Annotated in this window: 22 protein-coding genes, 1 pseudogene and 1 riboswitch; of the genes and pseudogenes, 7 read left to right on the top strand and 16 right to left on the bottom strand. The window is 41.9% G+C overall.

The window, feature by feature from the left end; genetic code table 11:
• Positions 1–180: 180 nt before the first annotated feature.
• Both QSJ37_RS14545 and QSJ37_RS14540 read right to left on the bottom strand, forming a co-directional pair.
• Positions 181–966 (bottom strand): annotated as a pseudogene (locus QSJ37_RS14545) (ribonucleotide reductase N-terminal alpha domain-containing protein); the annotation flags it as partial.
• A 258-nt stretch (positions 967–1224) separates the two neighbouring features.
• Positions 1225–2061 (bottom strand): lipoate--protein ligase family protein, encoded by an 837-nt coding sequence (locus QSJ37_RS14540; protein ID WP_285755841.1) that lies wholly within the window; start codon positions 2059–2061, stop codon positions 1225–1227.
• 164 nt (positions 2062–2225) lie between these two features.
• Here QSJ37_RS14540 and QSJ37_RS14535 point away from each other — a divergent pair, with 164 nt between their 5' ends.
• Entirely contained in the window at positions 2226–2600 is a 375-nt protein-coding gene (locus QSJ37_RS14535; protein ID WP_015864470.1) for a rhodanese-like domain-containing protein, read from the top strand.
• Between the two features lie 167 nt (positions 2601–2767).
• Here the strand turns inward: QSJ37_RS14535 and QSJ37_RS14530 are convergent, their stop codons facing one another.
• The 4 genes from QSJ37_RS14530 to gcvT form a co-directional block, all read right to left on the bottom strand.
• Complete coding sequence (locus QSJ37_RS14530) at positions 2768–3961, bottom strand: ROK family transcriptional regulator (RefSeq protein WP_285755840.1); 1194 nt, start codon at positions 3959–3961, stop codon at positions 2768–2770.
• A 598-nt stretch (positions 3962–4559) separates the two neighbouring features.
• Complete coding sequence (gene gcvPB, locus QSJ37_RS14525; RefSeq protein WP_285755839.1) at positions 4560–6017, bottom strand: aminomethyl-transferring glycine dehydrogenase subunit GcvPB; 1458 nt, start codon at positions 6015–6017, stop codon at positions 4560–4562.
• Positions 6010–7356 carry an aminomethyl-transferring glycine dehydrogenase subunit GcvPA gene (gcvPA, locus tag QSJ37_RS14520; protein ID WP_285755838.1) on the bottom strand — a complete coding sequence of 449 codons (1347 nt, stop codon included), beginning with the start codon at positions 7354–7356 and terminating at the stop codon, positions 6010–6012. Before gcvPA ends, gcvPB begins: the two co-directional genes overlap by 8 nt.
• A gap of 22 nt (positions 7357–7378) precedes the next feature.
• Complete coding sequence (gcvT, locus tag QSJ37_RS14515; protein ID WP_285755837.1) at positions 7379–8473, bottom strand: glycine cleavage system aminomethyltransferase GcvT; 1095 nt, start codon at positions 8471–8473, stop codon at positions 7379–7381.
• A gap of 156 nt (positions 8474–8629) precedes the next feature.
• Positions 8630–8718: riboswitch (glycine riboswitch) on the bottom strand.
• Positions 8719–8954: 236 nt separating this feature from the next.
• Here gcvT and QSJ37_RS14510 point away from each other — a divergent pair.
• Positions 8955–10622 carry a DEAD/DEAH box helicase gene (locus QSJ37_RS14510; RefSeq protein WP_285755836.1) on the top strand — a complete coding sequence of 556 codons (1668 nt, stop codon included), beginning with the start codon at positions 8955–8957 and terminating at the stop codon, positions 10620–10622.
• Positions 10609–11400 (top strand): YqhG family protein, encoded by a 792-nt coding sequence (locus tag QSJ37_RS14505; RefSeq protein ID WP_285755835.1) that lies wholly within the window; start codon positions 10609–10611, stop codon positions 11398–11400. Before QSJ37_RS14510 ends, QSJ37_RS14505 begins: the two co-directional genes overlap by 14 nt.
• Before the next feature lie 55 nt (positions 11401–11455).
• Here the strand turns inward: QSJ37_RS14505 and QSJ37_RS14500 are convergent, their stop codons facing one another.
• From QSJ37_RS14500 to comGA, 8 genes are all read right to left on the bottom strand, one after another.
• On the bottom strand, positions 11456–11635 hold the full coding sequence (locus QSJ37_RS14500) for a YqzE family protein (protein ID WP_015864477.1): 180 nt from the start codon (positions 11633–11635) through the stop codon (positions 11456–11458).
• A 195-nt stretch (positions 11636–11830) separates the two neighbouring features.
• Entirely contained in the window at positions 11831–12217 is a 387-nt protein-coding gene (comGG, locus tag QSJ37_RS14495) for a competence type IV pilus minor pilin ComGG (protein ID WP_015864478.1), read from the bottom strand.
• A 16-nt stretch (positions 12218–12233) separates the two neighbouring features.
• The gene (gene comGF, locus QSJ37_RS14490) at positions 12234–12656 is read right to left on the bottom strand and encodes a competence type IV pilus minor pilin ComGF (RefSeq protein WP_285755834.1); all 423 of its coding nucleotides are present in this window, start codon (positions 12654–12656) and stop codon (positions 12234–12236) included.
• Complete coding sequence (gene comGE, locus QSJ37_RS14485; protein WP_285755833.1) at positions 12653–12976, bottom strand: competence type IV pilus minor pilin ComGE; 324 nt, start codon at positions 12974–12976, stop codon at positions 12653–12655. The genes comGF and comGE overlap by 4 nt, the downstream gene beginning before the upstream one ends.
• Positions 12960–13403 (bottom strand): competence type IV pilus minor pilin ComGD, encoded by a 444-nt coding sequence (comGD, locus tag QSJ37_RS14480; RefSeq protein WP_285755830.1) that lies wholly within the window; start codon positions 13401–13403, stop codon positions 12960–12962. The genes comGE and comGD overlap by 17 nt, the downstream gene beginning before the upstream one ends.
• Positions 13387–13683, bottom strand: coding sequence for a competence type IV pilus major pilin ComGC (gene comGC / locus QSJ37_RS14475; protein WP_285755829.1), 297 nt, complete (start codon positions 13681–13683; stop codon positions 13387–13389). The genes comGD and comGC overlap by 17 nt, the downstream gene beginning before the upstream one ends.
• Positions 13684–13697: 14 nt before the next feature.
• The gene (comGB, locus tag QSJ37_RS14470; RefSeq protein ID WP_285755828.1) at positions 13698–14720 is read right to left on the bottom strand and encodes a competence type IV pilus assembly protein ComGB; all 1023 of its coding nucleotides are present in this window, start codon (positions 14718–14720) and stop codon (positions 13698–13700) included.
• A gap of 71 nt (positions 14721–14791) precedes the next feature.
• A complete protein-coding gene (comGA, locus tag QSJ37_RS14465; RefSeq protein ID WP_285755826.1) occupies positions 14792–15859 on the bottom strand; it encodes a competence type IV pilus ATPase ComGA in 1068 nt (355 codons plus the stop codon).
• Between the two features lie 200 nt (positions 15860–16059).
• Here comGA and QSJ37_RS14460 point away from each other — a divergent pair, with 200 nt between their 5' ends.
• The gene (locus QSJ37_RS14460; RefSeq protein WP_285755825.1) at positions 16060–16758 is read left to right on the top strand and encodes a helix-turn-helix transcriptional regulator; all 699 of its coding nucleotides are present in this window, start codon (positions 16060–16062) and stop codon (positions 16756–16758) included.
• Positions 16759–16944: 186 nt separating this feature from the next.
• A complete protein-coding gene (locus QSJ37_RS14455) occupies positions 16945–17187 on the top strand; it encodes a DUF2626 family protein (protein ID WP_285755823.1) in 243 nt (80 codons plus the stop codon).
• A 48-nt stretch (positions 17188–17235) separates the two neighbouring features.
• Here QSJ37_RS14455 and QSJ37_RS14450 read toward each other — a convergent pair whose 3' ends face one another.
• Both QSJ37_RS14450 and QSJ37_RS14445 read right to left on the bottom strand, forming a co-directional pair.
• A complete protein-coding gene (locus QSJ37_RS14450; protein WP_483313616.1) occupies positions 17236–18369 on the bottom strand; it encodes a class I SAM-dependent methyltransferase in 1134 nt (377 codons plus the stop codon).
• 289 nt (positions 18370–18658) lie between these two features.
• Positions 18659–19291, bottom strand: a complete 633-nt coding sequence (locus QSJ37_RS14445; RefSeq protein WP_285756148.1) for an MBL fold metallo-hydrolase — start codon at positions 19289–19291, stop codon at positions 18659–18661.
• Between the two features lie 267 nt (positions 19292–19558).
• Between QSJ37_RS14445 and QSJ37_RS14440 the strand changes: the two genes are divergently transcribed.
• Entirely contained in the window at positions 19559–19969 is a 411-nt protein-coding gene (locus QSJ37_RS14440; RefSeq protein ID WP_285755820.1) for a hypothetical protein, read from the top strand.
• An 86-nt stretch (positions 19970–20055) separates the two neighbouring features.
• Positions 20056–20232 carry a DUF2759 domain-containing protein gene (locus tag QSJ37_RS14435; RefSeq protein ID WP_015864488.1) on the top strand — a complete coding sequence of 59 codons (177 nt, stop codon included), beginning with the start codon at positions 20056–20058 and terminating at the stop codon, positions 20230–20232.
• Positions 20233–20240: the final 8 nt, after the last annotated feature.

Here is a 20240-nt window from a genome sequence, read left to right as displayed (position 1 = left end):
TTCAATAGTCGTTGAACCTTCATCTCCGTTTCCAGAGATGCTTGGCTGCTGGTTGCCCATTGTTACATCCAACTTGTTTTCAAACCATCACGCTCGCCGTTGCCGGCCACGTTGTGGTCAAGTTGGCTTTAGGGGGTTCCAGCAATTCACGAGATTTTACTCCCGCCATGGCGCTTTTTAACGGGAGCCACCTTGTTCAACAAGGTGGGTTAATTTCGCAATATCATCAAGCCAGGAGACCGATCCGGACGATTTTCCGTTCACCCCGCGCGCCAGCGTGTTGCGCGGACGCAATGTCGAGCCATTCGTGCCGACGCCGCCGCCGCGGCTCATAATTTCCATTACTTGTTTGCGATGCTCGGAAATCCCTTCACGCGAATCTTTTATAAACGGCATGACATAGCAGTTGAAATACGTCACATCTTTCCCGGACCCTGCGCCGTACAATACGCGTCCTGCCGGCACAAAGTTCAAGCTGACAAGCTCTTGATAAAACTTTTCAAACCACTCTTTCCGTTTTTCCTCCGTCTTTTCCACCGCTGCCAAGCCTGTTGCATTTCGTTTCGCGATTTGTTCGTAAAAGATTTCGAGCGGTTTGTCGATCACATCAAGCGAGCGGACGACGATTCCCGTCTCTGCTTCTTCACCTTCAAGCACGTGCCGATATTCTTCCTCAACGAGCACTTTCGCTTTTTTCGCTTCCCAATCAATATCGACGATAAAGCCCAAGCCGCGAGCCGGGAATTTCGGATCTTCTTTAATCGTCAATACGACAAAATCGCCGACTCCCAGCGTCAATTTTTCCGTATCTTTAAATGAGTAGCGGTCCAACATCACTAAACGAGAAACGCCTTTATGCGTAATTTTCATATCCTCCGTAATCGGATGCACTTGCGGAAAAAGGCGAATATCCTCGTTCAGCTTTTCGATATCAATTTTCATTTTTTCTGAAGACGCGACCGTCATTCTTCAATCTCTCCTCTTCTTTCTATTTCTTCATCACTTTTCTACCTGCGTGTCCTGTCTTTTTTACCTTACCATATTAACCACAAAAAAACAATATATAGTATGTTTTTTAACAAAAAACATACTATATATTGTGTTTAGGTCAACTAGTTTTCATTTTGTCAAATAAAAAAAACAATAGAAAACGGCGGAAAAAGGAGAGAAACAGAAAAATTACGCCTTTTTTGCCGATAAATGAATGATTTTCCATGTTGCCAATCAGCGTTTGAAATTCCATTCATCGCTTTCATATTTCGTTCGTGCTAGCTCATAAACATATTCTAGTTCTTCCGGCGATAACGTATATGGTTCCAGCACGATATCAAGCCCTTTTTCAAATCCTTTATAAAACGCTTCTTTCGCTTCTTCGATCGTAATCTTGCGGTCGATCAATTCGTTAATCGCCACCGCTTTGTTTTTAAAATTGCGCTGCAAGCGCTCTTTTACCCGTTCGTTCGGATATTTAAACAAGCTGAAAAGCAAATCTTCATCCAAGTCAAGCAAAATCGAGCCGTGCTGCAAAATAACCCCTTTTTGCCGCGTCTGCGCGCTGCCGGCAATTTTGCGGCCTTCGACGACAAGCTCGTACCATGACGGCGCATCAAAACAGACGGCAGATCTTGGGCTTCTTAAATCCGCTTTCTCCTCTTCCGTTTTTGGCACAGCAAAATAGGCATTTAAGCCGAGAAAACGAAATCCTTCTAAAATTCCTTGCGAAATCACCCGATACGCCTCGGTCACCGTTTTTGGCATATCCGGATGTTCTTCGGAAACAATCACACTATACGTCAGCTCTTTATCATGAAGAACGCCTCGTCCTCCTGTCGGCCGTCTCACAAACCCGAGACCATGGCGTTTTACCGCTTCTAAATCAATTTCTTTTTCCACTTTTTGGAAATACCCGATCGATAACGTCGGCGGATTCCAACCATAAAAGCGAATCGTCGGCGGAATTTTGCCTTCGCTATGCCAGTCTAAAAGCGCCTCATCCAGCGCCATATTAAACGAAGGAGAACAGTATCCGGAGTCGATAAAGCGCCAAATTTCTTTTGCCATCTTTCAACCCTTCTTTTAATTTTAAAGTTTGCGTCTACTAGTTTAACAAACAATCCGAATCATGGAAAGAAAAACGCTGTTATACTCTTGGAAAATGTTTTGCTTATCAAAAGCAACGCTTATATAATAGAAGTTGGCAAATGAACGGAAAGGGGGCGCTACTTGTGGAAATATTGCTTATTATTCTCGGCGCAATCATCATCTATTCTGTTGTCACCTATCTCATGCAGCGAAAAATAGTAAAAGCATTAACAGAAGAAGAATTCCGCGCCGGTTATCGCAAAGCGCAATTAATTGACGTCCGCGAACCGGATGAGTTTGCGGCTGGACATATTTTAGGAGCGCGCAATATTCCTTTGACCCAACTGCGCATGCGCATGAAAGAGTTGCGAAAGGATCAGCCAATTTATTTATATTGCCAAAACGGGCTGCGCAGCGGCCGCGCCGCGCAAATGCTGTACCGTAAAGGATACCGCGATTTGTACCATTTAAAAGGCGGTTTTAAAACGTGGACGGGGAAAATCAAGAAAAAGGCTTAAGGCAGCTAGAAAGGATAGATGGAAGCCGTGAAACGCTTTCATCTATCCTTTTTTCTCATCGTCAATTATAAAGAAAACAGTAGGCTCCGCTTTACTTTTTGCCAAAGTGAAGGATTTATTATGCAATAAGGTGCCCAAAAAACGTTTAGGGCACCCAGTTTAGACTGCTAGGAAATGACTTCTAACTCCGAAGGCATCACTACTTTTTCTAGTACAGAAGCCACGGCGCCGATCGCACAGCTTTTTTCCAATAACTGTGATGGAATAATGAACGGACCGTTCCCATTTTTCACTAATATCCTTTTTTCGACTTCTTCCCGTGCCGGCTCCAGCACCCATTTGCCCGCCTTGCCAATCGTACTGCCGACAATAACGGCTTCCGGGTTATACGCATAAATGATATGTAAAATGCCAATCCCCAGGTAATGGCCGACCTCCGCCAATATTTGCGCCATTTGCTTGTCGCCGCTTTCAGCTAATGCGCGTACTTTCTCTACGGAAAAGCCTTCTAACATGGAATGATAATGTTCCTGCTCGAGCCGACGCTGAATATACTTTTCTGACGCGTACATCTCCCAACATCCGTTATTGCCGCAGCTGCAACGAAAGCCGTGAGCGTCAATGACATGATGGCCGATTTCGCCGGCAATGCCATCAATCCCGCGGTATAGCTGGTTGTGAATGATGACTCCGGCGCCGATCCCGATCCCGGCGCTGACATATACAAAATTCGCAAACTCTTTGCCGGCGCCAAACCATTTTTCACCGAGCGCCGCCAACTTTGCTTCGTTTTCAATAATAATCGGATAATTTGGCCATTGTTTTTGAAGAATGGAAGAAAGGGAAACATGATCCCAATGAAGGTTCGGCGCAAATACAACAAGCCCTTCTTCCGTATCCACAATCCCTGGCACGCCAATGCCGATGCCCATTATTCCATACGGAGTAGTCGGCGCCTGGCGAATGGCTTCGTGAATCATCGCGATCATTTTTTCGATGATTGTTTCCTGCTTTTCATTGGCACGAAAATGGCACATCTTTTCCCAAATGATCTCGGCGTTTAAGTCCGTTAACACGGCATAAATGTAGTTGACCCCCAACTCTATGCCGATTAGTGAGCCAGCCGCTTCGTTAAAGCGGAGCATGAGCGGCCGGCGGCCGCCGGTGGAAACGCCAATTCCGCTTTCGCTGACAAAATGTTCGGAAATTAATTCATCGACTAACGCTGATACCGTAGCTTTGTTTAATCCGGTGATTTTGGCGATCTCCGCCCGCGAAATATTATTTTTTTCGCGAATCAGCTTTAATACGATCTGTTTATTGATTTTTTTGACGAGTCCTATATTTCCTGTTCGCACCATATACGGTCATTCCTTCTGCAACCTTTTTTAGTATGCCGCGCGAATAGGCGGATTAGTCGCTGATCAATTCCATCGCCAGCGGCTGTATGAAAAAAGTTTATCTCGTGAGCCATAGCATATGCAAATGCACGCAGCAATTCTTCATCGCTTACTTTTTCCCACGATCCCTGCGGCCAAAACTGATTTCACCCACCACTAATCGCTGTTCCCCAGTCTCCTATATTCCATCTTTGATGTACAATATAAAAACGACTTACTGCTTCTGTTTAATAACGTTAGTTTATATACTAAACTAACATAGTTTTTATGTCAATAAAAAACAGATGAATTCATCTTCTTTGCAGAGAAAGGAACTATGTGTTTGTGGTATGGGCATTACTTTTCATTAATCTAAAAGATACACTTCATCAATCCATCACTCTCGTTTTTTGTGCACGTTCTCCTTGAAACGATTTGACAGGATAGCGTATGATTTCCTGTATGTAACCGATGAGCATCTTTTCACTTCCTTCATTATTTTCTCATTTTTCTGTCTATCATTAATATACAAAAACAAGCGACCCATTCCCACCGGAATGAATCGCCTGTTTTACTCGTTTTATTGTTTTTGGTAGCGCAAGATTGGCTTGCGCGCTGCTGTCGTTTCGTCGAGGCGTTTGACAACGGTCGTATGCGGCGCTTCTTGCACGATTTCCGGATTTTCTTCCGCTTCTTTGGCGATTTGAATCATCGCATCGATAAACGCATCAAGCGTTTCTTTTGATTCCGTTTCCGTCGGCTCGATCATCATGCATTCCTCGACAATAAGCGGGAAATATACTGTCGGCGGATGGAAGCCGAAATCCAGCAAACGCTTAGCAATATCGAGCGTGCGGACACCAAGTTTCTTTTGCCGTTTGCCCGACAAGACAAATTCATGCTTGCAATGGCGGTCGTACGGCAACTCGTAATATCCCGCGAGACGGCGCATCATGTAGTTGGCATTTAACACGGCATATTCCGTCACTGCTTTTAAACCGTCGGGGCCCATGGAGCGAATATAGGTGTAAGCGCGGACGTTAATTCCGAAATTGCCGTAGAAAGGTTTTACTCGTCCAATCGCTTGCGGTCGGTCATAGTCCAAATAATAGCCATTTTCACCTTTTGAAACGACCGGCTTTGGTAAAAACGGGATAAGGTCCGCTTTAACCCCGACTGGACCGGAGCCTGGGCCGCCTCCACCGTGCGGACCAGTAAATGTTTTATGCAAGTTGAGATGCACGACATCAAAACCCATATCTCCCGGTCTTGCCTTGCTTAATACAGCATTTAAATTAGCGCCGTCATAGTACAGCTTTCCGCCAGCTTCATGCACAATCTCGGCCATTTCTAAAATATTTTTCTCAAACAAGCCGAGCGTATTTGGATTTGTAAGCATCAATGCCGCTGTATCCGGGCCAACGACGCGTTTTAAATCTTCTAAGTCCACTAACCCGTCTTCTGTCGACTTGACAGTAACGGTTTCAAAACCGGCTACCGTTGCGGAAGCTGGATTCGTTCCGTGAGCGGAATCAGGAATAATCACTTTCGTCCGGTGAAAGTCGCCGTTTGCCTCGTGATACGCACGAATCATCATCAGCCCTGTCCATTCGCCGTGCGCTCCCGCCGCCGGCTGTAGCGTAACGGCGTCCATCCCGGTGATTTCTTTTAAATGCTCCTGCAGGTCATACATTAATTCTAACGCACCTTGCACCGTTTCCTCAGGCTGAAGCGGATGAATATGAGCAAATCCAGCGAGACGTGCGACATTTTCATTGATTTTCGGATTGTATTTCATCGTACAAGAACCGAGCGGATAAAAGCCGGAATCGACGCCATGATTCCGTTTGGACAATGCGGTGTAATGGCGCATAATATCGAGTTCCGACACTTCTGGAAGCTCCGGCTCCTCCGTGCGAATATAATCGGCCGGTACGACATCTTCGACATGGACAGCCGGAACATCTAACTCCGGCAAACTATAGCCAATGCGCCCAGGTTTGCTTAATTCAAAAATAAGCGGCTGATCTTTATGCATGACAATCCCCCAATTCTTTCACGAACGTGTCGATTTCTTTTTTTGTTCGCAATTCGGTTACCGCAATTAACATATGATTTTGCAGCTCCGGATAATCGCGGCCGACATCATAACCGCCGATGATTCCTTTTTCAAGAAGGCGTTTGTTCACTTCCGCTACCGGTTTTTCGAGACGGACGACAAATTCGTTGAAAAACGGACCGGTAAACGGTACATGAAATCCGTGTTTGACTAATTCATTTTTCGCATACTGCGCTTTTTGTATATTCATCGCCGCCATTTCTTTCACACCTTTTTTGCCAAGCGCCGTCATCGCAACAGAAGCAGCGAGCGCGTTTAGCGCTTGGTTCGAGCAAATATTGGACGTCGCTTTATCGCGGCGAATGTGTTGCTCGCGCGCCTGCAATGTCAACACAAAGCCTCGTCGTCCTTCTTCATCGCTCGTCTGTCCGACAAGGCGTCCAGGAATTTTGCGTATTAGTGCTGATTTGACGGCAAAATAGCCGCAATGCGGTCCGCCAAATTGCATTGGAATGCCAAATGGCTGGGCATCGCCGACAACGATATCTGCGCCAAACTGTCCTGGCGGAGTAAGGATGCCAAGAGCAAGTGGATTGCTCGCAACAACGAACATGCTTTTTCCGCTATGGGCGATCGGTTCGATGTCTTTTAGCGGTTCAATTTGTCCGAAAAAGTTTGGATATTGAACAATAACACAAGCAACTTCCTCATCCATTTCCATCTTTAATGCCTCTAAGTCGGTTACGCCATTTTGAAACGGAATTTCTACCACGCTAAGCCGCTGTCCTTTTGCGTATGTTTTCACCACATCGCGGTATTCCGGATGAACCGTTTTCGATAGCAATACTTTTTTCTTTTTCGTATGCGCAGCACTTAATAGCATTGCTTCCGCTAGCGCTGTGCCCCCATCGTACATGGAAGAGTTCGCTACATCCATTCCTGTCAATTCACAAATCATCGTTTGAAACTCGAAAATCGCTTGCAGTTCGCCTTGCGAGATTTCCGGCTGATATGGAGTATATGCTGTGTAAAATTCAGAACGTGAAATAACATGATCCACAATCACAGGAATATAATGATCATACACTCCTGCACCTAAAAAGGACGTATATTTTTTCGTATCCGCGTTTTTCTCTGCAAGCGCGGACAGTTCTTTGAACAGTTCCGGCTCCGATTTCGCCTTTTTAATGTTTAACTCGCCGCGAAAGCGTACGCTTTCCGGAATATCTGCAAACAAATCATCAATCGAATCAACGCCAATTACTTTCAACATTTCCCGCTTATCTTCTTCTGTCATCGGCAAATAACGATGAAGCACGTCCATTCTCCCCTTTTTTTCTTTACTTTGCCCGCTTATAAAACGGCGTTGCGATTACTTTCGCTTTCAAACGTTTACCGCGGATTTCGACTTCTACTTCCGTATCCATCTCGGTAAATTCTGTTTTTATAAGCGCTAGGCCGATATTTTTCTTCAATGTCGGTGATTGCGTTCCAGTCGTGACAAATCCGATTTCTTCTCCATTGGCAAACACTTTATAGCCATGGCGCGGAATGCCTTTGTCAATCATTTCGATCCCGACCAGTTTTCGCGCTGTTCCTTCTTCTTTTTGTTTTTTCAATACATCTTTTCCGATAAAATCGGCATCTTTGTTCGTTTTCACCGCAAATCCAAGACCGGCTTCAATAGGGGTAATGTCTTTCGATAGCTCTTGTCCGTAAAGCGGCAATGTCGCTTCAAAACGAAGCGTATCGCGCGCACCGAGTCCGCATGGAAGCACTCCTTCTTCTTTCCCTGCTTCTAAAATGGATTCCCAGAGCGTCACTGCATCTTCTCTTCGGCAATAAATTTCAAAACCATCTTCCCCAGTATAACCGGTACGGGAAACAAGCGCTTTTACGCCGTTAATATTTATATCATCTTGAAACGAGAAAAATTTGATTGCCGATAAATCGGTATTCGTTAATTTTTGTAACACTTGTTCTGCAAGCGGCCCTTGCAAAGCAAGTTGAGCAATTTCCTGAGAAATGTTTACAAGTTCCACATCGCCAAATAAGTGGTCATGCAGCCACTCAAAATCTTTCTCAATATTGGCGGCATTGACAACAAGGAGATAATGGCCATCCGCTTTTTTATAAATTAATAAGTCATCCACCGTTCCGCCATCTTCATAACACATAAGCGAATATTGTGCACGGCCGTCTGTCAATTTCGATACATCGTTCGTCATCATTTTTTGCAAAAACGCAAGGCTTCCTCTCCCTTTGACGACAAACTCTCCCATATGTGATACATCGAATAAGCCAGCACGTGTACGTACTGCTTCATGTTCTTCTTTAATGCTGGAAAATTGAACAGGAAGCTCCCATCCGCCAAAATCGATTGTTTTGGCACCATAACGCTCGTAAACAGCAAATAACGGCGTGCGTTTTAGCATTTCTTCCCCTCCTAATTTTTTACATAAACGCAAAAAGGACAGACTCCTCCCTACCATGATGAGTGGAGGCTCTGTCCTGGCACCTGAAAGTTTCCCTATTGTAAAATAGGTTTCCTCTTTGGTGGTTCACAAGGTCGTGAACACTCTCCAGAGCTGCGTCAAACAAGAGTCTTTTTGCCTGAGAGATTCGCGTTTCCGCTTGCTCCTTCGGCGCTACATTACGTAGTCTCTCCCCTTGTTCTCATCCGCGGCCATATATAATTTTCAAGAAAATGGGCACACTATTAGTAAAAAATCGCAAAATAAATTTTAACTTTCTAACTTTACTATTATACTACCATTAAAAAATGGAAAAGAGCAATAAAAAAATAAAAAAATAACCGAACTTTTTAATGTTATTAAACAACAAAAAACAAATAATATACGTATATTAATAAAAATTATAAATAAAATGTTCGTGAAAATAAAGGAGTTGGATGCAATGATGGACATCGAGATGGATGAAACGTGGAAGGAAGAATTTATCGAACGAATCGAAAAGGACGGGCCTTGGGCGAGCTGGGAAATGTATCAATTAGCGCTCGAGGCTGCTACGCATTTAAGCGTACCTGAATTTGACGGCCTGCAGGCGCCAAAACATTTGCCACACTTGACTCCTCTTCCTCATCAGCTTGAAGTTGCAAGGCAAGTCGTCGAAAACATGAATGGAAAAGCGATTCTTGCCGATGAAGTCGGTCTTGGAAAAACCATTGAAGCAGGCCTTATTTTAAAAGAATATATGATCCGCGGGTTGGTAAAAAAAGTGCTGATTCTTGTCCCTGCCTCTCTTGTATCGCAATGGGTAAAGGAGCTAAACGAAAAATTTTTTATTCCTGCCGTGCAACAGAAAAAAAGCTATGTGTGGGAACAATGCGATGTCGTCGTATCCTCGATCGACACGGCAAAAAAAAGCCCGCATCGGGAAATTATTTACAAACAGCAATACGACATGGTCATCATTGATGAAGCGCACAAGCTGAAAAACAATAAAACAAAAAACTATGAGTTTGTTCAAAATTTAAAAAAGAAGTTTTGCTTGCTCCTAACAGCGACGCCGATTCAAAACCGGATTGAAGAAATTTTTAACCTCGTTTCCCTACTAAAGCCCGGTCATTTAGGAAACGTGGAATATTTTGCAAAAACGTACGGAAAAACGCGCTCTTTACAAACAAATGAACATTTAAAAACACTTATTAATAAAGTCATGATTCGCAACCGCCGCGTTGATACTGGCATTGAATGGTCCAAACGCCACGTAAAAACCGTGCTTATTGAGTTTACGGAAGAGGAACAAGAATTGTATGAGGCGGTACAAGCGTTAAAATATGACGGATCGCTGTTATTTGGCAATCAGTTTTCACTTATCACCATGCTGCGGGAAGCGTGCAGCAGCCGCGAAGCGCTATTTCTTACCGTAAAAAACATGATGGACAAGTGCAAAGGAGAGGTTCCAGATTCTTTCCACAAACTAATGGAAAAAATAAATGCCGTTACAACCAATTCGAAGGCAGAAAAAGCGTTGCAGCTTATTCAATCCATTAATGACAAAGTCATTATTTTTACTGAATACCGGGCGACCCAGCTTTATTTGCAATGGTTTTTAAAACAGCATGGCATCTCTTCCGTCCCGTTCCGCGGCGGATTTAAACGTGGAAAAAAAGATTGGATGAAAGAGTTATTTAAAAATCATGCGCAAGTTTTTATCGCAACAGAAGCGGGCGGAGAAGGAATTAACTTACAATTTTGCCGCCATGTCATCAACTATGATCTGCCTTGGAATCCGATGCGGCTCGAACAGCGAATTGGGCGCGTTCATCGGCTCGGCCAAACAAGCGATGTGTACATTTACAATTTCGCTGTAAAAAATACAGTGGAGGAACATATTTTAACATTGTTATATGAAAAAATTCGTTTATTTGAACGGGTAGTTGGCCAATTGGATGACATTTTGGCAAAAATGAACTTCGCGAATTTGGAGCATTATTTACAAGACGCACTCCTGAACTCTCGAAGCGAAGGAGAAATGAAAATTAAAATGGAGAATATTACCGCAATGATTGAGCTAGCAGACCAGCTTGCCAAAGGAGGAGAACAATATGCAGCAACATGAGATCCACCAATTTTTAGAACGGTATTTTCGCGCCAATGAATGCGACATTCTCGAAGCAGATGACGGATATATAAAAGTGCAATTGTCGATTGAAATGGATAAAGAGTTAATGAATCGTCCGTTTTATTGGCATTATATTGAGCGAACCGGCGGCACGCCTGCGCCAATGCGACTAACGCTTATTACAAAACAAACGGAGAAAACAAACTCACTAGAAGGAGAACGGCTGCATTTTGGTTCACCTAGATTACATCAGATTTTCCGCTCCGCGCAAAAACGCGGCGGCTTCATTCGCTTGTATGAGGAAGTAGATACTCATCAGCAATCACACATTCCACTTCATCCTTGGCTCGGGTTAAACGTGAAAATTTCTTACCAGTGTGACAGAACGAAAGATCAAATTTTGTCACTTGGATTGCACTTAATCAGCGGAACAATTATCGAGCAATTTCATGACCGATTACAGAAACTGAAGCTTACCCCGAAAATACCAGATTATTGTTTTACGATTTCCCCACTCATCAAACCAAAAAGCGGTATTGGACGTTTAGAACAATACATTCGTAGACACATCTTTCAAGATGATCACACATGGGCGGAAAAAGCGAAAGAAAGATGGGCAGAAGATTTGGCGCTTCTTGATCATTTTTATGAAGGGATGGAAGAAAAACCAGAATGTTATTATATTGAGAAAGAAGCGCTTGAAGAACAGTATAAACCAAGAATTATCGTTTCTGTCATTAACGGAGGACTATTTTACTTGCATCCCCGTTCCTAATCGTTCTGTTTTCGCGCTGTTGAAAAAGGAGCGTTTCCGTCATGGGAACGCTCCTTTACGAATGGCGCCGAAATAAGAGACGAAGAGAGATAGGAATCATTCCAAACCATCGGTACAATAGCGGCGGCTTCTCCTGTTTGCGCTGCATCCGCTTTTTCTTGCGCTCTTCTTTCGGCAAATCCATATAGGTTACAAGCTGTTGGGTGACAAACTTTACGTAATCGTTTGTCGACATACATGCCACCCCCTTTTCCATTAGCTTTTCCATTCTTTTTCTACTTTAATCACATTTGCAATCTCTTCGGCCATTTTGCTCCACCGTTCGATTGGTTGTATTGACGCTTATATCTGCTTCTCGATAATAAGGAAGAGTAATTTTTTCAATTCATCAAGATGAAGTAATGGATAATAATGAATCACAAACCGTTTATCACGAATTATTCTCCGTCCATTCGATAATATCAAGGGATGGAAATAAAACGATAAACGTAGCGCTATAGCGAATTCCTCCATCGGAACGGGCAAAAATCAAAGCTTTTACTTTCGTTTCATCAATTTTTTCCCACTTATAATTTGCTTTGCCAATCGGGTAAACAAAAACCCCCTCATTCCCTTGTAAATCGGGAAAAGATGCAATCTGTTTTTTGACATCAAAAACCGCCATTTGCATAATCGAATCGACTTCATACGATTGTTGCTCGTACGCGATTGATTCCATTTCCACCCGATACAATTCGAGCACATGAGAAAATGCTAACAGAAAGAAAAAAGAAACCACGACTGTAATTGGAAAAATCATACCGCTTTGATTTCGCATCACAAACGCCACCCTGCTAAAAAAGTCGAGAAATAAACGCTTCATATGTTTTTCCGTCCATCGCTCTTACATGAAGAAAAATTCCGTGATTGGTCAATGTATATGTGACATTTTCGACAAATTGCAGCGCCGTTTCATTGCCTGTGCCGTTTACTTGTCTGCGAATCGATGAGCGGTATAGGTCAAAACTGACTTGATCCCCTGTAAATTTTTCTAAATATAGCGTCGTACCATTGCTTTTCCATTGTTTCGATTCATTTAACTCCCTTTTGAGCTGCTGTACAAAAATTTCCCACTCGATACGATGAAATCCATTAACGTTTTCATATTTGAATAAACGCTCATCTAAAAGAAGCGGCAACAATGATGTAATCAGTAAAACGATCAACAAGACGATCAGCATTTCTAAAAAAGTAAACCCATTTTTCGAATCGATCATCGTTTTACATATCCACACCTTTCTGCGCTGCGGTTTGCGTAGTCATTCCAACGCACGCATACTTTCCACATATCGTTTTCTTCATAATCCGAACGAATCACAAATGTTGTTCGTCCATCTACCACCGTCGTTTCTTTGTGGATATTTTCTTCGTATAATGCCGCATCCAATATTTGTTGCGCTTTTGCTTTCAGCGCAATATTTTGACGCTCCATCATTATTTGTGCAAACAAAGGCAACAATACTGTTGTAATAACGAGCAATAACGCCAAAGCAAAAACCGCTTCCACTAAGGTAAAGCCATTACAGTTTTTGTACATAAAACCTCCCTTTTCCCAGCAAAAATACGATTTTATATGTTCTATCTTTTCTTTTTAACAATAGCGATCCCGCTTTATTGATATTTCCGTTTTCTAAAAAAATGAGCGGCATCGTCAATGTAGTCAGCTGAAATTTCCATTCACTAGGGATCGATCGTTTTAAAATCGTTTTCTCTGATGTTATTTCCGTAATACGATACTCTGGGTGATTTTCCGAAAACGCAACCGCCACCGATGTTTTATGGGTCATTGCATATTGTTGTGCATACAACAAATCATTGCGGAGCTGTGTAATGATATACATTTCTGTTTTCTGTTTCGCAACGCTGTTTAAAGAAGGGAAAGATACCGCCATCAATACCGTGATGGCGGTTAAAACAAGAAGCATTTCAATAAAGGTGAAGCCATCATTACGCGCCACTTTCACTTACTTCCCCGTTGCTATTAATTTGAATTTTATGTCCGTTTGGACACTGCTCTGACTTGATGTACTTTCCATCGATGAGCTGCTGTATTGTCGGAATTTGTTTATGTTCCATTTCATATGCCTTTACTTGAGCTTGAACGGTGTTCAGAAACGCTTCACATCCTTTGTTATTAATCATTCCATTGTGTTTCGTTATATTTGGAATGACAATAAGCAATAAAATAGAAATAACCATTAATACAATTAACATTTCGATTAACGTAAACCCTTTTTCATTCATTGGCATTTTCCCTCCTATAAATTGTTCATTATCGAAAACATCGGAAACAAAATCGCTAAATACATGCAAATAACGAGAATGCCCACAAAGGAAAGCAAGATCGGTTGGACGAGTTTCATCGATGTTTCTATACGCTCTTCCATTGTTTGAAAAACAATTTCGCTATAATGGCTTAATTCTTTTGCCAATTCTCCGTTTGATTGCCCGTGACGAACGACAAGCGCCAACTCTTGTTCGTAGTACTCACGTGACGCAATAATGGCATCTAACGATATTCCTTTGACAAGCTGTTGTTTCATTCTTTTTCCTTCCTCACGTAAAAAAGGGAGTTTCTCTTGCCGCTCAAATATTTGCAGCGATTCATAAATAGATAAACCACCTTGTAATAAATGGCCTAATTGCATTGCGAACATATGTGTAAAATATAGCTTCGCAAAGGAGCGAATAAGAGGGATTTTCATTATTATGTTGATCTGTGTAGGTATTTCGAGTTTTTGAAACCAGCTAATGTATAAAAGAAAACAAGCAATAGCGAAAACACCTAAAACGACAAACATATTGGGAATGATCGAAACGACTTGAATAAAAATAGAGGTAATGGAAGAAGATAACGATGCGGAAAACTGAAAAAATTGAGGAAGGAGCACATGTTGCACGATCGCTAACATCAATACCATAAAGAAAAGCAAAAATAGCGGATAGCTGCTGGTTTTCCGAAACCTTTGTAAATATTCAGCCTTGTGCAACAGCATTTTCCCTGCTTCCGCGATTCCATGTGACAAATCGCCATGTTGTTCGGCAAAAAACAAATAGCCGATTGCTTCCCGATGAAAATGAAGCGGGGCAATCGATTGATAAAAAGGCAGTCCAGAACGAAGATGGGAAAGACAATGCTGTAAGTCACGGCGGCGGGAAAGAGGTTGCTGAATTTCTAGAAATTCAATAGCTTGAGATAATGAATACCCTTTTTCAAGCAAGTCTCCAAGCCGTACTAAAAATGCTCCTTGCTGACGCAGCGGCCATTTTCGTTTATTCATTTTCTCCCCCCTAGCCTTTTCCGATGGAATGTCAAGAGGCGATGGCGTCCCTCGTTTCTCCACCAAATTCCTTATTTATCAAACTTTTGACACTGCCTGTAAAGAAGGTGTGCTGGCAAAAATCCAAGAGCAACTCCTTTTCGAATAACGTATTGCAACGTATAGTAGTGATGCGTCTTTTCCTTTGTTTGTACGGATTGAATGGCGTTCGACAATGCATTCCCATACAGCAGTTCATGGACAGCAGCGCGGCGAATGGAGCGATGTTTACGGCAAAATATGGAGCAATGTTCACCGCAAAACGGGCATACTAAATCCACGAGCCGCTGTGCGACCACGGCGAGCAATGTTTGCTCAATATCTCCAAGCGGAATCCCGAATTCACGCAAACGGTAAATCGCACCAACAGCGTTTTTTGTATGCATGGTCGTAGCAATCAAATGTCCCGTCATTGCTGAGCGTACCGCAATTTTTGCGGTCTCGGCGTCGCGAATTTCGCCGATCATAATCACATCCGGATCATGGCGCAAAACAGATTTTAAACCGGTTGTATACGTAATTCCCGCTTTCTCATTAATTTGCACTTGCAATATGTTGTCGATTCGCTTTTCAACAGGGTCTTCCAATGTGATGACATTGCGATGCCACTCATATTGGCAAATGCGCAATAACGTATATAATGTTGATGTCTTGCCTGATCCAGTTGGTCCTGTAAAAATAATTAATCCTTGGGGCTGCCGAAAAAGGGAAAGTAACGTTTTCGTGGCATTTGCAAATAGAGAAAGTTGTGATCGAGGAATAAAAAAATTCTGCGGAAGAAGCCGGATAACGAGGCTTTCATCATACGATGTCGGTAATGTGGAGAGACGTAAGTGAATGATTTCTTCCTGATGCCTTGCTTCCATCGCTCCGCTTTGCGGACGGCGGCGTTCGCCAATGTCCATTCCTGCTAAAAATTTAAAATGCGTAATAAGCCGCTCGCACATTTCTTTTGTCAACGCTTCCTTTTCCATCAGCAATCCATCTAACCGGAAACGCACAATCGCATCGTCTTTGCGCGGAACGATATGAATGTCAGATACATGAAGCAAACTCGCTTCTTTTATGAGACGATCGGCAACATATTCAATTTCATTCATTTGCTCATCCTATTCCCCCTTTCTCCGTTTATGTATTCGACTTGCTTTTTTATTTTCCTGCTTCAAAAATAAAAAAATTTCATGAACATTTAATGAACTTTTCACGATATTTATGATGGTAGTGCTAAATATCATTTCTTCCGAAAAAGCCGTTGTATTATAATGAACTTAGTAATTTATCCGTCTAGGAGTGATGGAATATGGAACAAACATTAAAAATTACAAACGTATTGGCAGATCCAACACGCTACCATATTTATGAATACATTACAAAAAAGCATAAGAAGGTATCTGTCCAAGAAATTGCAGAAGCGTTTAACATCCATCCAAATGTCGCCCGCCTTCATTTAACAAAGCTTGAGGATGTAAATATGATCGTTTCGGAAACACAAAAAACAGGAAAAGGAGGACGGCCGAGCCGGCTTTATCGTCTATCTGACAAAGTAATTCAACTTCATTTTCCATTTCGGGATTACCAACTTCTCTCAAAAATCGCCATTCAAACAATGGCAAAGCTTGGTGATGTTGGAAAGCAAGCGCTATATGAAACAGGAAAAAATTTCGGAAAAGAACTCGTTGCCCAGCGAATCCCTCATGATCAATCTGTGCAAGAATTAACGTTTGCGGAAAAAGCGGAAATCGTAAAAGAAGCAGCAGAAATGGCGGGATTTTACCCAACGTTTGAATATAATGAAAAAGAAGGTAAAATATATTTACAAGTTTTCAATTGTCCATTTAAAGAAATCGCCTTTCAAGAACCAGAAATCATTTGCCAAATGCACTACGCATTTTTGCAAGGAATGTTTGATGTTCTCTTTCCAAACGTTGAACTAGTCGAAATGGAAAACATGATAAAAGGCTGCGACTGTTGTTCATATCGGGCGAATTTAGTAAAGTAAGCGCTTATGCAGATTGATCATCGCTTTTCTGCCGAAATCGGCAGAAAAGCATTTTTATGGCCACAGCGGTCCAGCTTGTTTTATCAGTGTATCGACTTATTATTGAAAGCATTATTTACATTCTCATAAATTGTACATTATAATAATTAAAGATAGGGACTTGGTCATAAAAAGGAGGGATACATAATGGATCGAATGTTCCGCGTCTTAGCATTTTGGACCGGCATTTTTGCAGTCATGTTTTATCTTGGACATATGCATACGACCTCATTAATTTTCTTTGGTCAAACAGTGTTTTTCCTATTTCTCGGTTTTTTGAAATTGACGGAAAGAATGTACATTTATATTTTCGGAGCATACTTAACAATTTTCTTCGCTGCATTTACGTATTGGACAACATTTATGATGATCCCTGGCATGGGAGAATAAGAAAAATGAGCGGGAGGATAATTTCTCCTGCTCATTTTTTGTGACCAGTCAGGCAAATGATAAAAACTCTGGCTGTACCCATATATCATCCCAATGAATACGAACTCCTTTTTGTTGGATCATTACATGGAAATCCGTACTCATCCCTCCATCCATGATCAATGAACGAATCGCCCGATTTTGCCGGCTTTTTTCGGAAAATGGATTCGAGTCATTATATTCTTCTAAATATAGCAATATTCCTGCAGCGAGCAAAAAGCGGTCTTGCCTTAGCATAGAAACATATTGCCATCCTGCTTGTTTGCCATACATTCGTAACGCATCCCACTGAATATGAGCAGTCAAATCCATTTCTCCAGGATACATAAGCGGATTTGTTATTAGATGATGGCGATAATACCCTCGCAAGCTTCCTTGCCGTCTTGCCGGCAATTGCAGCTCTTCATCCGTATAACCATAATCAATAGTAAACATCACGCAATGACGAAAAAATGGGGCTGTATCCAAAAGAAATGTTTTCAGCGCAAGCGGCACTTCTAAACGTTGCCCGTCCGCTAAAGAAAGCTGTCTTTCGTGCAAATATTGAATAATATGTTCATTTTCTAACGGATATTTTTCCTCTACCAACTTGTGGTCATCAACAGTAACAAACAACTCATACACTGTTCCGTTCTCCTTTGTGATGACATGAACGGGAAAAGCATCAAAAAACTCGTTGCTAAAAACGATTCCCGAAAACGAGGATACATGCTGTTGGAATTCTTTTATATCTTTATATTGCTTCACTTTTTCAGCAACATCGCCAAGTGTTTCCAATTGTTTTACCCGATGGGCAGGACTTGTTTCAATCATCGTATATGTTAGCTGCCTGTATGTATTTGGACTTTTTGCTTTCCACTCGTTTAACACGGCACGAGCGAATCTACCATCTCCACCTCCAAGTTCACAAATATGCGGCGGCACATTTTGCCTCTCTACTAGACGAAGAAAAAAAGAAGCAAACAGCTTGCCGAACACATCAGAAACATGGCTGTTTGTAAAAAAGTCTCCCTCTTTTCCTATTTTCGTTTTTTTGCGCATATAATAACCGCACCGTTCGTCGTATAAAGCAAGTTGCATGTAATCTGCATACGATAATCGCCGCAGCTCCGAAGTTTTGATTGCTTCATAAATCGGGTTCACCACTCGCATATTTCCTTCTCCTATTTTTGTTTTCACTATTGACATAGTAAAAATACTGTTATATTGTTATAGATAGTAGCTTAACTATATCCCCTCCCATTATATGGATAGAACATCCCCCAAAAACCCTTCTTCTTAAAGAAGGGTTTTTTGTTTTTAAAAAGCAAAACGTGCCGCTTTTGCAGTAGTTAAAGTGAATTCGACACGTTTGCTTTTTCATTCACAATCTTCTCCTCTTTTCCTATTGAAAAGTCAAAAATTCTCCTCCCTTCAAAGAAAAGAAGGAGCGTTAAAATCCATGCAAAAATGGATTTGTATCCATTTCTGCTCCAATTGTCGTTTCGCGCCCATGCCCAGACAATACGACTGTTTCTTCCGGCAATGTAAGCAGCTTATCATGAATGCTGCGCAATAGCTGTTCATGATTTCCGCCTGGTAAATCAGTGCGCCCAATGCTTCCTAGAAAAAGGACATCTCCCGAAAACACCGCTTCAATCTCTTTACAATAGTAAGAGATGCTTCCTGGCGAATGTCCAGGTGTTTCCAAAAGTTCAAAAGCAAAGTCCCCAATTTGCAATGTTTGTTCTCCTCGCAAACAAGTCGGTTCATGATGAACAACCACTTGACCGATGCTAAAATAAGCAGATCCGTTTAAAGCAGGATCAGTCAGCCACTCTTTTTCATTTTCATGAATATAAATTGGAAGCTCCCATTTCTTTCTCACTTCATTAATGCCGCCGATATGATCGAAATGTGCATGTGTCAGCAAAATCGCAAGTGGTGTTAATCCTTGTTCTTCAATATGGCGTGCAATTTTATCCCCTTCGCCTCCCGGATCAAAAATAACACAAGTTCCATCATCATGCGATAAAATGTACGCATTTGCCTGAATCGGCCCAACTGGAATACGCTCCCATTTCATCATGATTCCTCCCTATAATTAGACATGGTTACAAAATGAAGAAAATCCATTGGAGAAGATAGCGGCAGATAAAGAAGCGGACCGTTTATCCACTTTTCCAGCTTCAACAAAAAAGCGCTTCGTACATTTACAAGTAAATTCCTATCGTATCATCATTTTTATTTTATCTTAACCTTTATCGATTTGCCATTGGTTAGTGGATTCGCTTACATATTTTCAAAAGACGTGTTATAATGGAAAAGAATAAATGAAAAAAAGAGGGAGAAAATGATTGTAAGATATGCCGTTCCTTTTCATTTTTCTCCGATGGAAAATGTGATAGAACAAGATGAAGAATGGATGATTTTATCTCAACCGCCTTCCCATTTTTCTAATGAAACGGAACGATTGATACAGCTCGAACATCCCGCGCTGACAGAACAGTTCTCCGATTATGGATTCATATCGAAAGAAAACAACGCATATGTTTTTGCTTCTGTTGTTACGGCTTTTTCGATTATTGACGGCGATCCGTTAGAAATCGATATGATGATATTACAACTCGAAGAATATATAGTAGCCAAAGAATGCAGCAATGGTGAAACGATTTATTTGATCGGCCATCATTACGAACCGCTGCTTAAAAAAGTTGCCGATACGTATCATGTGATGATTCATATTTTCACCCTCGACAAATAAATAAAAAATGATTACAATGAAAAGGAATTAGTCGGTTTTCTACATAATCTTGTATACGGATTATTTCGAAAAGGAGGGGAAACATAATGGGTACAGTCATTATTTTTGCATTAGTTGCACTGTTAGCGCTTTACGGAGTTGTACGCTCATTGCGTGACAAAAATATACTCGGGGTTCTTTTCGGGCTTGGGGCTGTTGCTGTATTTGGCTGGTTTACCATCATGACCGTATTGCACCATGGTATTCCAACAGGCACGCATTAAAACGCAAG

The sequence above is a fragment of the Parageobacillus sp. G301 genome, assembly GCF_030268025.1.
GTDB classification, from domain to species: Bacteria; Bacillota; Bacilli; order Bacillales; family Anoxybacillaceae; genus Parageobacillus_B; species Parageobacillus_B toebii.
Note: the sequence above shows the minus strand (reverse complement) of the source record. Positions and strands in the feature narration are given on the sequence as shown.

Bases quoted from the DNA above. Each gene is read 5' to 3' on its own strand.
- comGG (WP_015864478.1), bottom strand. From the start codon at position 12,217: ATGCGAAATCAAAGCGGTATGATTTTTCCAATTACAGTCGTGGTTTCT.
- comGE (WP_285755833.1), bottom strand. From the start codon at position 12,976: ATGTACAAAAACTGTAATGGCTTTACCTTAGTGGAAGCGGTTTTTGCT.
- QSJ37_RS14455 (WP_285755823.1), top strand. From the start codon at position 16,945: ATGGATCGAATGTTCCGCGTCTTAGCATTTTGGACCGGCATTTTTGCA.
- QSJ37_RS14500 (WP_015864477.1), bottom strand. From the start codon at position 11,635: ATGTCGACAAACGATTACGTAAAGTTTGTCACCCAACAGCTTGTAACC.
- gcvT (WP_285755837.1), bottom strand. From the start codon at position 8,473: ATGCTAAAACGCACGCCGTTATTTGCTGTTTACGAGCGTTATGGTGCC.
- QSJ37_RS14440 (WP_285755820.1), top strand. From the start codon at position 19,559: ATGATTGTAAGATATGCCGTTCCTTTTCATTTTTCTCCGATGGAAAAT.
- comGC (WP_285755829.1), bottom strand. From the start codon at position 13,683: ATGAATGAAAAAGGGTTTACGTTAATCGAAATGTTAATTGTATTAATG.
- comGF (WP_285755834.1), bottom strand. From the start codon at position 12,656: ATGATCGATTCGAAAAATGGGTTTACTTTTTTAGAAATGCTGATCGTC.
- QSJ37_RS14530 (WP_285755840.1), bottom strand. From the start codon at position 3,961: ATGGTGCGAACAGGAAATATAGGACTCGTCAAAAAAATCAATAAACAG.
- comGB (WP_285755828.1), bottom strand. From the start codon at position 14,720: ATGAATAAACGAAAATGGCCGCTGCGTCAGCAAGGAGCATTTTTAGTA.
- gcvPB (WP_285755839.1), bottom strand. From the start codon at position 6,017: ATGCATAAAGATCAGCCGCTTATTTTTGAATTAAGCAAACCTGGGCGC.
- QSJ37_RS14435 (WP_015864488.1), top strand. From the start codon at position 20,056: ATGGGTACAGTCATTATTTTTGCATTAGTTGCACTGTTAGCGCTTTAC.
- QSJ37_RS14445 (WP_285756148.1), bottom strand. From the start codon at position 19,291: ATGAAATGGGAGCGTATTCCAGTTGGGCCGATTCAGGCAAATGCGTAC.
- QSJ37_RS14460 (WP_285755825.1), top strand. From the start codon at position 16,060: ATGGAACAAACATTAAAAATTACAAACGTATTGGCAGATCCAACACGC.
- QSJ37_RS14505 (WP_285755835.1), top strand. From the start codon at position 10,609: ATGCAGCAACATGAGATCCACCAATTTTTAGAACGGTATTTTCGCGCC.
- QSJ37_RS14510 (WP_285755836.1), top strand. From the start codon at position 8,955: ATGATGGACATCGAGATGGATGAAACGTGGAAGGAAGAATTTATCGAA.
- comGA (WP_285755826.1), bottom strand. From the start codon at position 15,859: ATGAATGAAATTGAATATGTTGCCGATCGTCTCATAAAAGAAGCGAGT.
- QSJ37_RS14540 (WP_285755841.1), bottom strand. From the start codon at position 2,061: ATGGCAAAAGAAATTTGGCGCTTTATCGACTCCGGATACTGTTCTCCT.